This is a genomic window from Aeribacillus sp. FSL K6-1121, from assembly GCF_038003725.1.
Classification (GTDB): domain Bacteria; phylum Bacillota; class Bacilli; order Bacillales; family Aeribacillaceae; genus Aeribacillus; species Aeribacillus composti.
The window spans coordinates 1,213,772-1,228,686 of sequence record NZ_JBBOPS010000001.1 but is presented as its reverse complement, the minus strand read 5'-3'; the positions used below and the strand labels follow the sequence as shown (position 1 = coordinate 1,228,686).

General features: G+C 40.1%; 12 protein-coding genes and 1 pseudogene. 11 read left to right on the top strand and 2 right to left on the bottom strand.

Features of this window, described 5'->3' with window-relative positions:
* The first annotated feature begins 34 nt into the window (after nucleotides 1–34).
* The 6 genes from NSQ61_RS06160 to NSQ61_RS06135 all read left to right on the top strand — a co-directional run bounded on the left by NSQ61_RS06160 (nucleotide 35) and on the right by NSQ61_RS06135 (nucleotide 6,621).
* Nucleotides 35–1,678: an AMP-binding protein gene (locus tag NSQ61_RS06160; RefSeq protein WP_445659457.1), complete on the top strand. Its 1,644-nt coding sequence runs from the start codon at nucleotides 35–37 to the stop codon at nucleotides 1,676–1,678.
* Between the two features lie 10 nt (nucleotides 1,679–1,688).
* Nucleotides 1,689–3,044 (top strand): acetyl-CoA carboxylase biotin carboxylase subunit, encoded by a 1,356-nt coding sequence (locus NSQ61_RS06155; RefSeq protein ID WP_340806350.1) that lies wholly within the window; start codon nucleotides 1,689–1,691, stop codon nucleotides 3,042–3,044.
* Between the two features lie 84 nt (nucleotides 3,045–3,128).
* A complete protein-coding gene (locus NSQ61_RS06150; RefSeq protein WP_130157294.1) occupies nucleotides 3,129–3,341 on the top strand; it encodes an acetyl-CoA carboxylase biotin carboxyl carrier protein subunit in 213 nt (70 codons plus the stop codon).
* Nucleotides 3,342–3,353: 12 nt separating this feature from the next.
* Entirely contained in the window at nucleotides 3,354–4,262 is a 909-nt protein-coding gene (locus NSQ61_RS06145; RefSeq protein ID WP_340806345.1) for a hydroxymethylglutaryl-CoA lyase, read from the top strand.
* Between the two features lie 17 nt (nucleotides 4,263–4,279).
* The gene (locus NSQ61_RS06140) at nucleotides 4,280–5,059 is read left to right on the top strand and encodes an enoyl-CoA hydratase (RefSeq protein WP_063389474.1); all 780 of its coding nucleotides are present in this window, start codon (nucleotides 4,280–4,282) and stop codon (nucleotides 5,057–5,059) included.
* Between the two features lie 14 nt (nucleotides 5,060–5,073).
* A complete protein-coding gene (locus NSQ61_RS06135; RefSeq protein ID WP_340806341.1) occupies nucleotides 5,074–6,621 on the top strand; it encodes an acyl-CoA carboxylase subunit beta in 1,548 nt (515 codons plus the stop codon).
* Between the two features lie 1,521 nt (nucleotides 6,622–8,142).
* Here NSQ61_RS06135 and NSQ61_RS06130 read toward each other — a convergent pair.
* Nucleotides 8,143–8,484 (bottom strand): AzlD domain-containing protein, encoded by a 342-nt coding sequence (locus NSQ61_RS06130; protein ID WP_340808066.1) that lies wholly within the window; start codon nucleotides 8,482–8,484, stop codon nucleotides 8,143–8,145.
* Between the two features lie 20 nt (nucleotides 8,485–8,504).
* Nucleotides 8,505–9,234: pseudogene (locus NSQ61_RS06125) on the bottom strand (AzlC family ABC transporter permease).
* Between the two features lie 350 nt (nucleotides 9,235–9,584).
* Between NSQ61_RS06125 and tnpA the strand changes: the two are divergent.
* From tnpA to NSQ61_RS06100, 5 genes are all read left to right on the top strand, one after another.
* Nucleotides 9,585–9,911: an IS66 family insertion sequence element accessory protein TnpA gene (gene tnpA, locus NSQ61_RS06120; RefSeq protein WP_327848417.1), complete on the top strand. Its 327-nt coding sequence runs from the start codon at nucleotides 9,585–9,587 to the stop codon at nucleotides 9,909–9,911.
* Nucleotides 9,905–10,261 (top strand): IS66 family insertion sequence element accessory protein TnpB, encoded by a 357-nt coding sequence (tnpB, locus tag NSQ61_RS06115; protein ID WP_048622526.1) that lies wholly within the window; start codon nucleotides 9,905–9,907, stop codon nucleotides 10,259–10,261. Before tnpA ends, tnpB begins: the two co-directional genes overlap by 7 nt.
* 64 nt (nucleotides 10,262–10,325) lie before the next feature.
* On the top strand, nucleotides 10,326–11,903 hold the full coding sequence (gene tnpC, locus NSQ61_RS06110) for an IS66 family transposase (RefSeq protein ID WP_445659444.1): 1,578 nt from the start codon (nucleotides 10,326–10,328) through the stop codon (nucleotides 11,901–11,903).
* 602 nt (nucleotides 11,904–12,505) lie between these two features.
* Nucleotides 12,506–14,440, top strand: coding sequence for a BglG family transcription antiterminator (locus NSQ61_RS06105; protein ID WP_340806338.1), 1,935 nt, complete (start codon nucleotides 12,506–12,508; stop codon nucleotides 14,438–14,440).
* Between the two features lie 14 nt (nucleotides 14,441–14,454).
* Nucleotides 14,455–14,898, top strand: coding sequence for a PTS sugar transporter subunit IIA (locus NSQ61_RS06100; protein ID WP_130157288.1), 444 nt, complete (start codon nucleotides 14,455–14,457; stop codon nucleotides 14,896–14,898).
* Nucleotides 14,899–14,915: the final 17 nt, after the last annotated feature.

The following is a 14,915-nucleotide window of genomic DNA, read 5'->3' as shown; positions in this document are numbered from 1 at the left end:
TATTTAAACAAAGGAGGCGCATGTTATGACGGAGATGTTAGAGGTTACGGTTGGCAAACTATTAGAAGAAAAAGCGAATGCTTATCCAGAGCATGAGGCTGTTGTGTATGCAGATCGCGGACTTAGAATGACATACAGGCAGTTTGATGAATATTGTCGTCTTGTTGCTCGAAGCTTAATGAAACTGGGCATTCAGTCAGGAGAGCATATTGCAATTTGGGCAACCAACACTCCTGAATGGCTGGCATGCCAGTTTGCTACAGGCAAAATGGGGGCTGTACTTGTGACGGTCAACACGAACTACCGTACAGCTGAATTAGAATACTTATTGAAGCAATCAGATTCCACGACCCTTCTTTTAATCGAACAATATCGCGAAACCTCTTACATTGACACGATCTATGAGATTGCCCCGGAGCTGTACGAATGTCAGCCAGGACAGCTGAAGGCGAAGCGTCTTCCACGTCTAAAAAATGTCATCGTTCTTGGTGATAAGCGTTACCCTGGCACATATACATGGAATGATCTTTTGGCGATGGCTCAAGATACCGCTGAAGATGAACTCGATCAACGAATGAACTCCCTTGACCCGCATGATGTCATCAACATGCAATACACTTCAGGAACGACAGGATTTCCAAAAGGAGTTATGCTCAGCCACTACAACATTATCAACAACGCCTACAATATTGCTCAATGCATGAAACTCACGAAAGATGATCGTTTATGTATTCCTGTGCCATTTTTTCACTGCTTTGGCTGCGTGCTTGGCGTCTTAGCATGCGTCTCTGTCGGCGCTACGATCGTACCAATACAAGAATTCAATGCTACCCAAGTGCTTCAAACGGTTCAAGACGAAAAATGCACCGCTTTACATGGTGTGCCGACCATGTTTATTGCTGAGTTGAACGATCCTGATTTCGAAAAATACGATCTGTCTTCATTGCGGACAGGAATTATGGCGGGATCAAATTGTCCAATTGAAGTAATGAAGGCGGTTATCGAAAAAATGGGAGCCAAAGAAATTACGATTGCTTATGGACAAACTGAATCTTCGCCTGTCATTACTCAGACGAGAACGGATGATCCTATTCATTTGCGCGTCGAGACAGTCGGGCGTGCTCTTCCAAACGTTGAAGTCAAAATAGTCGAACCAGGCACAAACAAGGAAGTACCGTACGGTGTGCAAGGAGAGCTATGTACGCGAGGCTATCATGTCATGAAAGGATATTATAACAATCCGGAAGCGACGAAAGAAGCGATTGATGAGGAAGGATGGCTCCGTACAGGCGACTTAGCAATAATGGATGAAAATGGATATTGCCGCATTACTGGAAGACTAAAGGATATGATCATCCGCGGTGGAGAAAACATTTATCCACGGGAAATTGAAGAATTTTTATATCAGCATCCGAAAATTCTAGATGTTCAAGTGGTCGGTGTACCTGATGAAAAATACGGAGAAGAAGTAATGGCGTGGATTATATTAAAACCAGGGCAAACTGCGACGGCTGAAGAAGTTCAAGAATTTTGTCGCGGAAAAATATCGCGTCATAAAATCCCCCGTTATATTGAATTTACCGATTCGTATCCGATGACAGCATCCGGAAAAATTCAAAAATTTAAATTGCGCGAGCAGGCAAAACAAATTCTTAGTACAAAGACAACACATGAATAGGAGGAGTTGCATGTTTAAAAAAGTGTTAGTGGCCAATCGGGGAGAAATTGCAGCTCGAGTCATTCGAACGTGCCGGCGGTTAGGAATTCAGACAGTAGCCATATACTCAGAAGCAGATGCTGATTCGCTCCATGTAAAATGGGCAAACGAAGCTTATTTAATTGGAAAGCCGCATGTCAGTGAAAGTTATTTGAATATTGACAAAATCATTGACGTTGCAAAAGCGACGAAAGCGGAAGCGATTCATCCAGGATATGGTCTCTTGTCGGAAAACCCGACATTTGCGCACCGTTGTGAAGAGGAAGGAATTGTATTTATCGGACCGAATGCTGATGTTATTGCGAAAATGGGAAGTAAGATTGAGTCGCGGAAAACAATGTCAGAAGCAGGCGTGCCGATCGTCCCCGGCATCTCCTTTCCGCTTCAAAATGTCGAGGAAGCAGCAAGCACAGCAGCGACGATCGGTTATCCTATTATGTTAAAGGCGTCTTGCGGCGGTGGCGGTATCGGAATGCAAATCGTCCATAATGAAGAGGAATTGCACAAAGTGTTTGAAGGCAACCAAAAGCGGGCGACTTCCTTCTTCGGCGATGGGGCGATGTATTTGGAAAAGTATATTCAGAATCCGCGCCATATTGAAGTTCAGCTTCTTGCTGACCACTACGGGAATTATGTGTATTTATGGGAACGTGAATGTTCGATTCAGCGGCGTCACCAAAAGGTGATTGAAGAAGCTCCTTCTCTGTTTTTAGATGAGCAAACAAGAAAAAGAATGGGGGAGACAGCCATTCAAGCTGCCCAATATATCGGTTATACAAATGCAGGAACGATTGAATTTCTTGTTGATGAACAGAAAAACTTCTACTTTCTTGAAATGAATACGCGTCTTCAGGTAGAGCATCCAGTAACTGAGGAGATCACCGGTCTGGATCTTGTCGAAGAGCAGCTGCGCATCGCTGCTGGGGAAAAGCTCGGCTATAGCCAAGATCACATCCAGCGTCAAGGGCATGCCATCGAGGTGCGGATTTACGCAGAGGATCCAAAAACATTTTTTCCATCCCCCGGAACCATTACTGCGCTTCAATTACCGGAGGGAGAGCGTATTCGCAATGAAACAGCGGTTCAAAGCGGAATGGTCGTAACGCCGTTTTATGATCCAATGATTGCTAAATTAATTGTAAAAGGCGAAAACCGAAAGGAAGCGATTAATCGCATGCTGCAAGCGCTTGGCAGCTATCAAATTGAAGGAATTAAAACAAACATTCCAATGCTAAAAGAAGTGTTGGCACACCCAGAATTTCAAGCGGGACATACAACAACCGATTTTGTAAATCGGCATTTAAGCAGCGTTTCTATCAAAAAATAAGATGTTGATCAAGTCTTCCACTTTTCTTGATTAGAGAGTGGAAGACCTTTAATCTGCAAGTTCAGGAAATGGAGGAGTAAAAAGATGAATCAGATTGTTGCAATAATGGCAGGGAATGTATGGAAAATTGTTGTTTCTGTCGGAGAAAACATTGAGAAAGGGCAAGATGTCGTGATTTTAGAATCAATGAAAATGGAAATTCCTATTGCTGCAGAAGCAAGCGGAATCGTTAAAGAAATTCATGTGAAGGAAGGCGATTTTGTCAATGAAGGCGATATTTTGCTTGAATTTGAATAAGAGGTGAGGCGCGTGGGCAACTGGCCTAAACACGTTACGATTAAAGAGGTAGGGCCTCGTGATGGGCTGCAAAATGAAAAGACAGCCATTGCGACTGAAGATAAAATTGCTTGGATCAATCAGCTTTCCAAAACAGGGTTGACGTACATTGAAATAACATCATTTGTTCATCCAAAATGGATTCCGCAGCTAGCCGATGCGCTAGATGTTGCAGCAGGAATTGAACGAGCTCCTGGTGTTACTTATGCAGCGCTTGTTCCGAATCAAAAAGGGCTTGAAAATGCTTTGACGACTCAAGTTGATGAAATCTCTGTATTTATGTCTGCAAGCGAGACGCATAATCAAAAAAATATTAATAAATCAATCTCAGATACCTATCCTGTCTTAACAGCTGTTGTTCAGGAGGCAAAGCGTGCTAAGAAAACCGTTCGCGGCTATCTTTCAACGGTTTTTGGTTGCCCTTATGAGGGAGAAGTTTCCATTGAGCAGGTAGCTGCTATATCAGAGCGGTTGTTTGAAATGGGAGTGGATGAGCTTTCTTTAGGTGATACGATCGGTGTTGCTACCCCTCGCCAAGTGGAAGCTGTGCTCAACTCGCTTCTAAAGAGATTCCCGAAAGAAAAGCTATCCATGCATTTTCACGATACAAGGGGAACAGCCTTAGCCAATGTGCTGCTTTCATTAGAAATGGGGATTACGACTTTTGACAGCTCGCTTGGTGGACTGGGCGGCTGTCCGTATGCACCGGGAGCTTCCGGAAACGTAGCGACTGATGATTTATTATATATGCTTCATGGCATGGGTATTGCTACAGGCATTGATGCTGGGCGGTTAACGGAGGCAGCGCTATTTATTCAAAATAAAATCGGTCGAGCGCTCAATAGCCATTATTTGCAAACCGTTGATCCTTGTTTGTCCTAATAAAGGAGAGTGATTAAATGGAATCTTCTATTCTCTATGAGGCGGCGAATGGAGTGGCAGTGCTAACTTTGCATCGCCCGCAAGCAGTCAACGCTTTGTCTACAGCGCTGTTAATGGAGCTGAAGCAAAAGCTTGGGCAATTAAGGTTTGATCGCTCGATCCGTTGTGTGATCGTAACAGGAAGTGGAAAAAAAGCATTTTGTGCTGGTGCTGACTTAAAAGAACGTGCCAGTATGACTGAAACAGAAGTGAGAAAAACCGTTGCGCTGATTCGCGAGACGATCAATGAATTTGAACAGCTTCCAGCACCAACTATTTGCGCGATTAATGGCGTTGCATTTGGCGGAGGCCTCGAATTGGCGTTAGCTTGCGATATCCGTATTGCCTCTGATCATGCTCAGCTTGGATTAACCGAAACGGCGCTTGGGATTATTCCAGGTGCTGGCGGAACTCAGCGTCTCCCGCGTTTAATCGGAAAAGGCAAAGCAAAGGAGCTCATTTTTACGGCTAAACGGCTAACGGCAGCGGAAGCAGCCAGCATCGGAATAGTAGAATATGTTGTGCCGTATGAGCAGTTAATGGAAAAGGCAAACGAACTTGCCGGACAAATAATTCAAAATGCGCCGATTGCTGTTGCCCAAGCTAAAATAGCCATTAATCGAGGTCTGGAAGTCGATTTATATACAGGTTTGAAGCTGGAGCAGATGGCTTATGAGATGACAATTCCAACGAAGGATCGTTTAGAAGGGCTGCAAGCCTTTAAAGAAAAGCGGAAGCCTGTTTATAAAGGAGAGTAAAGGAGGAAGTGCAAGTGATCAACGAGCAAGCAAAAACATTGACCGAGAAATTGGCGGAACAAGTCGAAAAAATTGAACAAGGCGGCGCATTAAAGTACCATCAAAAAAATGCGGAGAAAGGCAAGCTATTCGTACGAGATCGTCTAAAGCTGTTATTTGATGAGGGAATGCAATTTGAGGATGCTTTATTTGCCAATTGTCTTGCTGACGGTCTGCCAGCTGATGGCGTGGTAACAGGGATCGGAAAAATCAACGGGCAAACCGTATGTGTAATGGCCAATGATTCAACGGTAAAGGCGGGATCGTGGGGATCACGAACCGTAGAAAAAATCATTCGTATCCAAGAAACCGCAGAAAAGCTTCGGTGCCCGATGCTTTATTTAGTAGACTCGGCTGGGGCGCGGATTACGGATCAAGTCGAAATGTTTCCTGGTCGTCGCGGGGCAGGGCGCATTTTTTACAATCAAGTAAAGCTTTCTGGAAAAGTGCCGCAAATATGCTTATTATTTGGACCATCGGCGGCCGGCGGTGCTTATATTCCAGCTTTTTGCGATATCGTCATTATGGTCGAAGGAAACGCTTCGATGTATTTAGGATCGCCGCGAATGGCGGAGATGGTGATTGGCGAAAAAGTGACGCTTGAAGAGATGGGTGGAGCGCGAATGCATTGCAGTGTCTCTGGATGTGGAGATGTACTTGTGAAAACAGAAGAAGAAGCCATTCAGTTTGCCCGCAAGTACTTATCTTATTTTCCAGCCAATTTCGCTGAAAAACCGCCGATTGTCGAAGCAAAGCCAGCTAAGAGCTTTGAAAAAACGATTGAGGACATCTTACCCCTGAATCAAAATGCGCCGTTTAATATGTATGACTTGATCGAGCGTTTTATTGATGAAGGCTCATTTTGCGAAATCAAAAAGCTGTTTGCACCTGAATTGATTACAGGACTTGCTCGCTTGAATGGACAGCCAATCGGTATACTCGCTAACCAGCCGCGCATCAAAGGCGGTGTTCTATTCCATGATTCGGCTGATAAAGCAGCCCAATTTATTACTTTATGTGATGCCTTCCATATTCCGCTTTTATTTTTAGCCGATATTCCAGGATTTATGATCGGCACTAAAGTGGAAAGGGCAGGAATTATCCGCCATGGAGCGAAAATGATTTCAGCGATGTCAGAAGCAACGGTTCCGAAAATTTCTATTATCGTGCGAAAAGCGTATGGGGCAGGTCTTTATGCGATGGCTGGCCCGGCCTTTGAACCGGATTGCTGCTTAGCGTTTCCTAATGCGCAAATTGCCGTGATGGGACCAGAAGCAGCGGTTAATGCAGTCTATGCCAATAAAATTGCTGAGCTTCCTAAAGAAGAACAGGCAGCCTTTATTGAACAAAAACGGGAGGAGTATCGCCGCGATATTGATATTTATCGTTTAGCCTCAGAGATGGTGATAGATGGAATTATCGCTCCAAACCAGCTTCGCGAAGAATTGATTCGTCGCTTTGATGCCTATATGTCGAAATATATCGTCTTTTCGGAAAGAAAGCATGGAGTATATCCGGTGTAATAAAAAAGGTTCTTTGTCAAATATTGGGGTTCAGGCTGCCGCGCTTCGCTTGGTGGCCTTTTCTTCTGGAAAGGGGGTACCTCCCTTTCTAAAAGAAAAGGTAGTGCTAGCCTATATGTCCCTCAATTCTTTTAAACTTGTGGAATAATAGTATTTTTGAACGAAAACGGGTAAAATTCTTATATCCATAGGCATTTCGCTTTCATACCTCCGTTAAATTGTTGATCACTTGCTTTGTCTTGTCGCATTTGATGAGGGAAGATACGCCTTTCTTCTATACGGACAACCATGTCGCAGGCATGTTGTGATTTTTGATTCAATCCAGCTTAAATAGCTTTGGATCCATTGCTTCTCGAAGAGGGCGTAACCGGGCCGCGCTGCTGAATTTAGAAAACGAACTAACGCCAGTGACGATATCCAATGGGTCGAGGGCGCTGCAGAATAATTTTTCCCCTGTGCCAAGCTCTCAACCTGAAAGCCAGTCTTTTCCAGAAACGTCTGAGCTTAATTCTAATGCACCATAAGCTGCGCCCAATGCAACCACTGCCGGCGACAAATGAATGAGACGAGCGCTGTAATTTGTCCCCAGAATTCTTTGTTCAACTGTCCGTCATTGATCCTTTTGCATTAAAAATTAATAGATTTTATCAAAAAGCATCATAAGGGAAAATTTTATAAATTTCACGACCAAGTATTATGCCGTTTTGCAGAGGCACAATGTTACAAGCGAGAGACGTTTCCAGAAAAAAAAAAAAAAAATAGAACTATGTGCTAAATGAACAATAAAACAAAATAAAGAAAGAAATTATACAAGAAGGTAAAATGCAAAATTAAAGGGCAGAAAGGATTAAAAAACGGAAAATCATTTGAGGACTTCGAACAAATGGAAAGAAAAAGATACTCTTCATCTCCGAATATACATACTTGGAAGGAGAGGGCTAGAACAAATAATCAACAATACATTAACTTATTTTTAAAGTTTTAAATAAAAATGTTATGTTGACTTATAAGAAGAAGTGAATACAACTAAAGCCACTACCTCTTATTTCTCAACAATTAGAAAAAGAGGGGGGATGATAAGATGGATTGAGAATCATTCATTTTTCAATTTGTCAAGTTTGCTTTTCTTATTGCTTTTGCACGTGCAGGGTTTTTTACAGTCAAACCATCTCAGTTCTTTAGGGAATTAAGAGCTTGGGATTATTTCTATGGATTTTACTTTGGCGGCAGAAAAACGTAAGCATGAAATAAGGAAAGGGGACATAACTGAAAATAGATTGGTAATTTTTCCGAAAAATTTGAACTATATTTTTCAGCTGGTGATTATTGTAGTGGGAATTATATGAACTATTTTTTCAGTGTGAATGATGTACCCAATGTGAATATGAGGCAGTTTATTTAGCTAACCTGGAAAAAGCAACTGATTAGGCTATTACTCTCTGTTAAACGTATCCATTTTCTTGTCATAACACCACTAGTTACATACTATTTTTATATCTGCTTACTTTAACCAGGGGAAGACTAATCTTTCAGTCTTTTTATAAATCTTCCCCTTAAAATTTCATTTAAAAAATCCATCTTAAATAAACTGACAGATATCATTCCCACTAAAACAGCTCCTAGTAGACTTCTAAATAATAGAGCAACTAAAAAAGTGGGTATAATAGCCAATAATTCAAACTTATTTGCCATCGGAGAAAGTTGACCATCATCAAATAAAAGGCTCTGTGTCAATAACGACGCCATAACAGTAACGGGGACAAAACTAAGCCAACTTAAAAACCACTCAGGAAGTTTGATTCTGCTTAAGAATAACGAAGGCACTATTCTTGGGATTAATGTAACAATACCTGTTCCAAGTATGATTAAAAAAATCTCCTACCTTATTTCCATTTGTTCATCACCATCCCAACGGTTGATCCTATAATAGTCGCAATCATGACTCCCCACATCCCTAGTATTAAAAAATTAACAACAAGTAAACAAACAACTGTAAACATTGCTATGCCTATTTCTAATAGCCTCTCATCTTTACCAATAATTTGAAATACTAATCATCCAGCAAACATAGCTGGTAACGCAAAGTCCATTCCGATAGACTCCGTATTAGTTACCCATCCTCCCATGATGGCTCACAAAATATTTGCTATAAGCCAATTGATATAAGCTGTTATATTTAACCCTAGTAGCCAAGAAAAACTAGCTTCTTTTTTGTTTGCAAGATAATTAGAAGCTACTCCAAAAGTTTCGTCTGTTATTTGACAACCTATTAAAAAATTTTTCCACAGGATCATACGCCTACAATAAGGGGCTAGAGAGACACTAAATAAAAGATGCCGAAGATTAACTAAAAAAATTGCAAAAATAATAGATGGAACAGTACTGCCATCTGTAATCATCCCCGCTGTAACAAATTGTCCAGAACCTGCATAAAGAAAGAGAGACAATAAAGCGATTTCCAACACACTAAGACCTGCCGCTTTTTCTACAACTTTCAGCAGCAAAGCCAATACTTAAATAACCAAATATGGTAGGTAAACAGGCCTTTACTCCTTCAATAAAATTATCACGATATTTTGTTTTATCTCTTACATTTAAAATAGTTTCTGGCACGAGTCATTCCTTCCCTGGTTCATAATAAACTAAACTTATACTAAACGAATTATATGTATAACAGTCAATATGACTATATAACACTATATCCGTAATCAAATTGACGATATGAATTCAAATTGAAAATCCACATAGGCTAGAAGTTTAATGGCCAAAACGTTTTTCATTTGCAGGAAAATCAATTTGTATCTATATACGAATAGAGGAAATTTGTGAAGATTAAATTGAATCAAAATGCCAGTATCCCAAAGGTTCAACAAATTTTATTTGTAAGCGTCAAATAAAACCCACATTCCGATCATAGGTCATCCGTGTGATAATCTTCTTAGAATGATTCGGGAGGTTTTGCCATGACCCTAAAAGAAAAAAGAATAGAATGGAAAGCACGATATGATGCCTGGAAAGAGAGTGGACAGAGTATAGCGGAGTGGTGCCGGGATCAAGGAATCAAAACTCACCAAATGTACTATTGGGTGAGGCAGTTCTCCCGCGGTGGCAGTTGCACTGAAACGCCTGTCCAGACGCAGTGGCTGGCTGTTCAGGTAGAAGAATCCTTGCCCTCTTCAGGTCAAGGTCCGATCTTTTTACACGTTGATGCGATCTCCGTTGAAGTACGGCCCGGTGCCAATCTGGATCTATTAACCGATGTGATTCGGGTGCTGCAACACCAATGTTGATGAATTCCCCGTTTGAACGTGTCTATCTGGCGCGTGGCAGTACGGATCTTCGCAAATCGATTGACGGACTGGCCGCTATTGTACAGGAATGCTTTGAACTCGATCCCTTCTCTCCGTGCTTATTCGTGTTTTGTAACCGGAAACGGGACAAGTTAAAGATTCTTCAATGGGAACATAACGGCTTCTGGCTTCATTATCGCCGTCTGGAAAAAGGGACGTTCCACTGGCCGTCGGAGAATGATACAGCGCCCATGTCTATCAGTTCACGCCAGCTGCGCTGGCTGCTGGACGGCTTGCCAATCGAACAAAAACAAGCGCATCAGGAAGTGAAGGCACGCATCCTTCTATAAAACAAATAAATAAAAAAAGAATTCGATACTAGGCAAGTTGGATTCTTTTCCGTATACTGGACATATGGAAAAATCAGCGCAGACTTCAAAAGGCACAATTGAATATTACAAAGCGCTCAACGAAAAGCTCCAAATGGAAAAGGAAGAGTTGGAAGCGAAATTAAAATGGTATGAGGAACAATTCCGCCTCAGCCAGCAACGCCGATTCGGAGCTTCCAGCGAGAAGACCCATCCGGACCAGCTCTCCCTTTTCAACGAAGCCGAGTCCACGGCTGATCCAGCTATGGAAGAGCCTACCGTTGAGACGATGACATATAGACGCAAGAAACAACACGGCCAACGCAAACGCATGCTTGAAAACCTGCCTACAGAGACGATCGAATACCGTTTGTCTGATGAGGAACAGGTCTGTTCGTGCTGTGGCGGTGCCATGCATGAAATGAGCACAGAAGTACGCAAGGAATTGAAAGTCATTCCTGCCCAAGTGAAAGTAGTCGAACATGTGCGTCATGTATATAGCTGCCGTCACTGTGAGCGTCATGAACTGAACACACCTATTGTGACAGCGAAGATGCCGGAACCTGTTTTCCCTGGAAGCCTAGCGTCTCCGTCGTCAATGGCTTATACCATGACACAAAAATACATAGAAGGTATGCCCCTGTATCGCCAGGAGAAACAACTGGAACGCTTTGGCGTGTCCATACCTCGGCAAACGCTGGCCAATTGGACAATTTATGGGGCTCAAACTTGGCTTAGCCTCATTTACGATGAGATGCATGAGCACCTCCTACAGAAGGATCGTCTGCATGCGGATGAGACAACCTTGCAGGTCCTGTCTGAACCGGACCGGCCAGCGACATCGACTTCCTACATATGGCTTTATCGTACCGGTCGCGGGGATACACCAATCGTCTTATACGATTACCAGCAAACCCGTGCAGGCAAGCACCCACGCCGTTTTTTGGACGGCTTCCGGGGATATTTGCATGTGGACGGGTATGCGGGTTATAACGTCCTCCCCGATGTGAAATTGGTCGGGTGCTGGGCCCATGCCCGCCGCAAATTCACAGAAGCCCTGCAGGCACTGCCTGAATCGGCGAGCACTTCCACCGTCAAAGCAAAGGAAGGTCTGGCCTATTGCAATAAACTTTTTGAAATTGAGCGCAAGCTTAAAGATGCAAGTCCAGAGGAGCGCTATCAAGCACGGCTGGAGCACAGCAAACCCGTGCTTGAGGCTTTTTTGTCATGGCTTAAAGAGCAAATGCCGCGCGTACTGCCAAAAAGCGCACTTGGCAAAGCGATCAAGTATTGTCGTAACCAATGGGAGCGGTTGGAGGCATTTTTAGAGGACGGCCGTTTGGAGATCGATAATAATCGCGGGGAACGGTCAATTAAACCTTTTGTGATCGGTCGCAAAAACTGGCTCTTCAGTAATACATCAAAAGGAGCAAGGTCTAGTGCGATCATCTATAGTGTTGTGGAGACAGCCAAGGAAAACGAGTTGGATCCATTCAACTACCTTAGCTATCTGTTTCAAGAGCTTCCCAATATAGATACGACAGATAAAACAAAATTAGCTGAATTCCTGCCATGGTCACCGACGCTTCCGCAGGAATGCTGTGTTCCTAAAAAATCTAAATAAAGCATACATGAAATCCCCATCTGAATACAGGTGGGGATTACTTTACGCTTACTTTTATTTGGTCTGTTTTTTTATTGAGGGGGAACGATTGCCTTCAGGGAAATTTCAAGAGGTACCTATTTATCCAACTGCACTCAAATGTATTCCGATCCTGCGGTGAGAACATTGTATCTGTACCAATGGATGAAGATGGAATGAGAATTTATGAAACATGCAAACTTAGATTAATACATACTATTCCGGAATTTTTTTTAAGTCAGGAAAGAAGAAAACAACTATTAACTCTTGTACAAGAATATCAATTATTGTTTTAGAGGACGACCCAAGGAGTGAAATATATTATGATAAACAAACTTTCCTATTCAATAAAAGTTTAATTTCCTTTGTCTGAAAGAAACAACCCTGTCGGTTGGCTCAACGAAAAAGTTGGCAAGTTTTTTTAAAAAATTTTTGGGAATGCCAAACGATGCTTTAGTTATATATCTTTGATAATTAACTAAACAGAAATTGACTAAAGAGGAAATTCCTTTGCAATGGCAAATTTCTGACTTAATATTAATGTTTTTACGACTTATTCTAATAAAAGAGAGGGGATCATCGAGATGAAAACGCTAACAGAAAGGGAAAGGTCCATACTTTTTCTTTTAAGGAGGGGGAAGACATATCAAACAGGAAAAAGTATTGCGATTTTAATGGGGGTATCCCCAAGGACTATAAGAAATGATGTAAAAGCATTAAATCGAGTATTGAGAAATTACGGGGCAGAGATTGTTTCAAAAAGAGGCATGGGATATAAATTAGAAATTCGTAATAATACTAAATTCTCAGAAATAGACAACCACATTATTTATAACAATCATTGCTTTACATTCCCAGCGGAAAAATCAGAGTTCTTACTATTAATAATAAAAAAAATATTAATTAATATGCTTGTTAACAAAAAATTGTATCTACAAGAATTAGCGGATGAATTGTTTATTAGTTTAACTACTTTAAAAAATAATTTACCTGCAGTAAATAATGAATTAAAAAAATTTGATTTAAAGGTTAAAATTGACCGTTTTAATGGAATTAGGATCGAAGGAGATGAGGACAAATTTAGATATTGTGTGTCTGAGTATATTTTTAGAGGAGACAATTATGCATCACACCAATTATTCTCAATTGATGAAATGATGCAAATTAAAGATATAATAACAAAAATTTTATTAAATCACAATTTTATTTTAACTGATATGGCCATAAACAATTTGATTATTCACATCCAAATAAGTATACAAAGATCTTTAGCTAACATGCATCTTTCTTATAGCAACCAAGCCAAAAAGGAATTAAAAAATACCCCTGAGTTTACGATTGCTGCTGAAATCATAAATGAAATAAAAAATAGATTGGGAAAAAATATCGATTCGGAAATCTACTATTTGACTCAGCATCTAGTAAGCAGTGGAAAACTGATTTATCATCAGATGAATTCCTTTGAATTAAATAAAATCCATAACATTATCATGAAAGTCATGGAACAAATAAAAATAGAAACCTCAATTGATTTTACAAAAGATTTAGAATTAAGGAATCATCTGACCGTCCACCTTAGTGCAGCTCTAAATAGACTAAAATACAAAATGAATATTCGAAATGATCTTTTAAATCAAATTAAATATAACTACCCGTTAGCATTTGAAATTGCAGTTATTGCGAGTAAAAAAATAAAAGAAATAACAAATTTTTCGATAAATGAAGATGAAATCGGCTATATTGCTATTCATTTTGGAGCGGCTTTAGAAAGGAAAGGAATTAATGAAAAAAATAATATTAAAAAAATACTCATTGTTTGTGGATCAGGTCTGGCTACTGCCTCTTTACTCCGAGAGAAGCTAAAGGGATTTTTCGGAAATCAAATTAATATTATAGAAACTACCAGCCTTTTAAAACTTAATGTGGAAATGATTAATCAAGCGGATTTGATTCTAACTACTGTTCCGATTAACAATTTAAAATCAAAGAAAATCATGCTAATCAATCCTATTTTAAATCATAAAGATTTGGTTGAAATTAAAAATATTTTAAATGGTGACAAATTGAATATTCATTTTGATTTGAAAAAAATATTTATCAAAGAACTATTTATTAAAGGTGTGGAATTCAAAACCAAATATGAAGTACTTGATTATATTACTAATTTAATGGAAAAGCATGGATATATTGATTATCAAACAAAGCAATCAATATTTGAAAGAGAAAAAATGGCTTCAACCGAATTAGGTGATTTAGTAGCAATACCACATGCCCTAGAAAATAACATGAACAAAGTAGCAATTGCGGTATGTATTTTAAAGTCTTCAATAATATGGGATAAGGAAAAAGTACAGGTTGTTTTCGTTTTAAGTATCCCTAAAAACCAAGCTGAAAGTTATGAGTATGTTTTTCGTTTACTTTATAAATTTTTAATTGACGAGTTTGGCGCAAGTAAACTAATTTATGAATTTACTTATGAGGATATGATTCACAACCTAGAAAATATGAGTAGTAGATAAGGGTGGCAATAACTATGGATGAAATAGAATTTAACGATGACAATGTGGAAATTCATGTAGAAGCTTCCAATTGGGAAGATGCTATTAGAAAAAGCATCTTTTTATTAGAAAAAAATGGTCATGTAAATAAAAACTATGTTGAGTCAGTTATTCAAAATATAAAGGAATATGGACCGTATATCGTCATATATCCGGGATTAGCCATTCCCCATACAAGACCTGAAAATGGAGCGATTAAAATTGGATATAGTCTTATTACCTTAAAAAATCCTGTGTATTTTCCCAATAGTAATACTCCAGTAAATGTTTTGATCAGTTTTTCAGCGACAGATAGCGATACACACCTAGAATTAATAAAAATGATAGTGAATATTGTAAATTCTGATTTAATAGATGAAATCTCCAAAGTTTGTTCAATTGATGAATTAAATCAACTTCTGAGTAAAAATGTTAAATAAAACAGCGAGGGAGAAGG

Coding starts and splice junctions, on each gene's coding strand:
- NSQ61_RS06160 (WP_445659457.1), top strand. CDS start 35: ATGTTAGAGGTTACGGTTGGCAAACTATTAGAAGAAAAAGCGAATGCT.
- NSQ61_RS06155 (WP_340806350.1), top strand. CDS start 1,689: ATGTTTAAAAAAGTGTTAGTGGCCAATCGGGGAGAAATTGCAGCTCGA.
- NSQ61_RS06150 (WP_130157294.1), top strand. CDS start 3,129: ATGAATCAGATTGTTGCAATAATGGCAGGGAATGTATGGAAAATTGTT.
- NSQ61_RS06140 (WP_063389474.1), top strand. CDS start 4,280: ATGGAATCTTCTATTCTCTATGAGGCGGCGAATGGAGTGGCAGTGCTA.
- tnpA (WP_327848417.1), top strand. CDS start 9,585: ATGACCCTAAAAGAAAAAAGAATAGAATGGAAAGCACGATATGATGCC.
- tnpB (WP_048622526.1), top strand. CDS start 9,905: ATGTTGATGAATTCCCCGTTTGAACGTGTCTATCTGGCGCGTGGCAGT.
- tnpC (WP_445659444.1), top strand. CDS start 10,326: ATGGAAAAATCAGCGCAGACTTCAAAAGGCACAATTGAATATTACAAA.
- NSQ61_RS06105 (WP_340806338.1), top strand. CDS start 12,506: ATGAAAACGCTAACAGAAAGGGAAAGGTCCATACTTTTTCTTTTAAGG.
- NSQ61_RS06100 (WP_130157288.1), top strand. CDS start 14,455: ATGGATGAAATAGAATTTAACGATGACAATGTGGAAATTCATGTAGAA.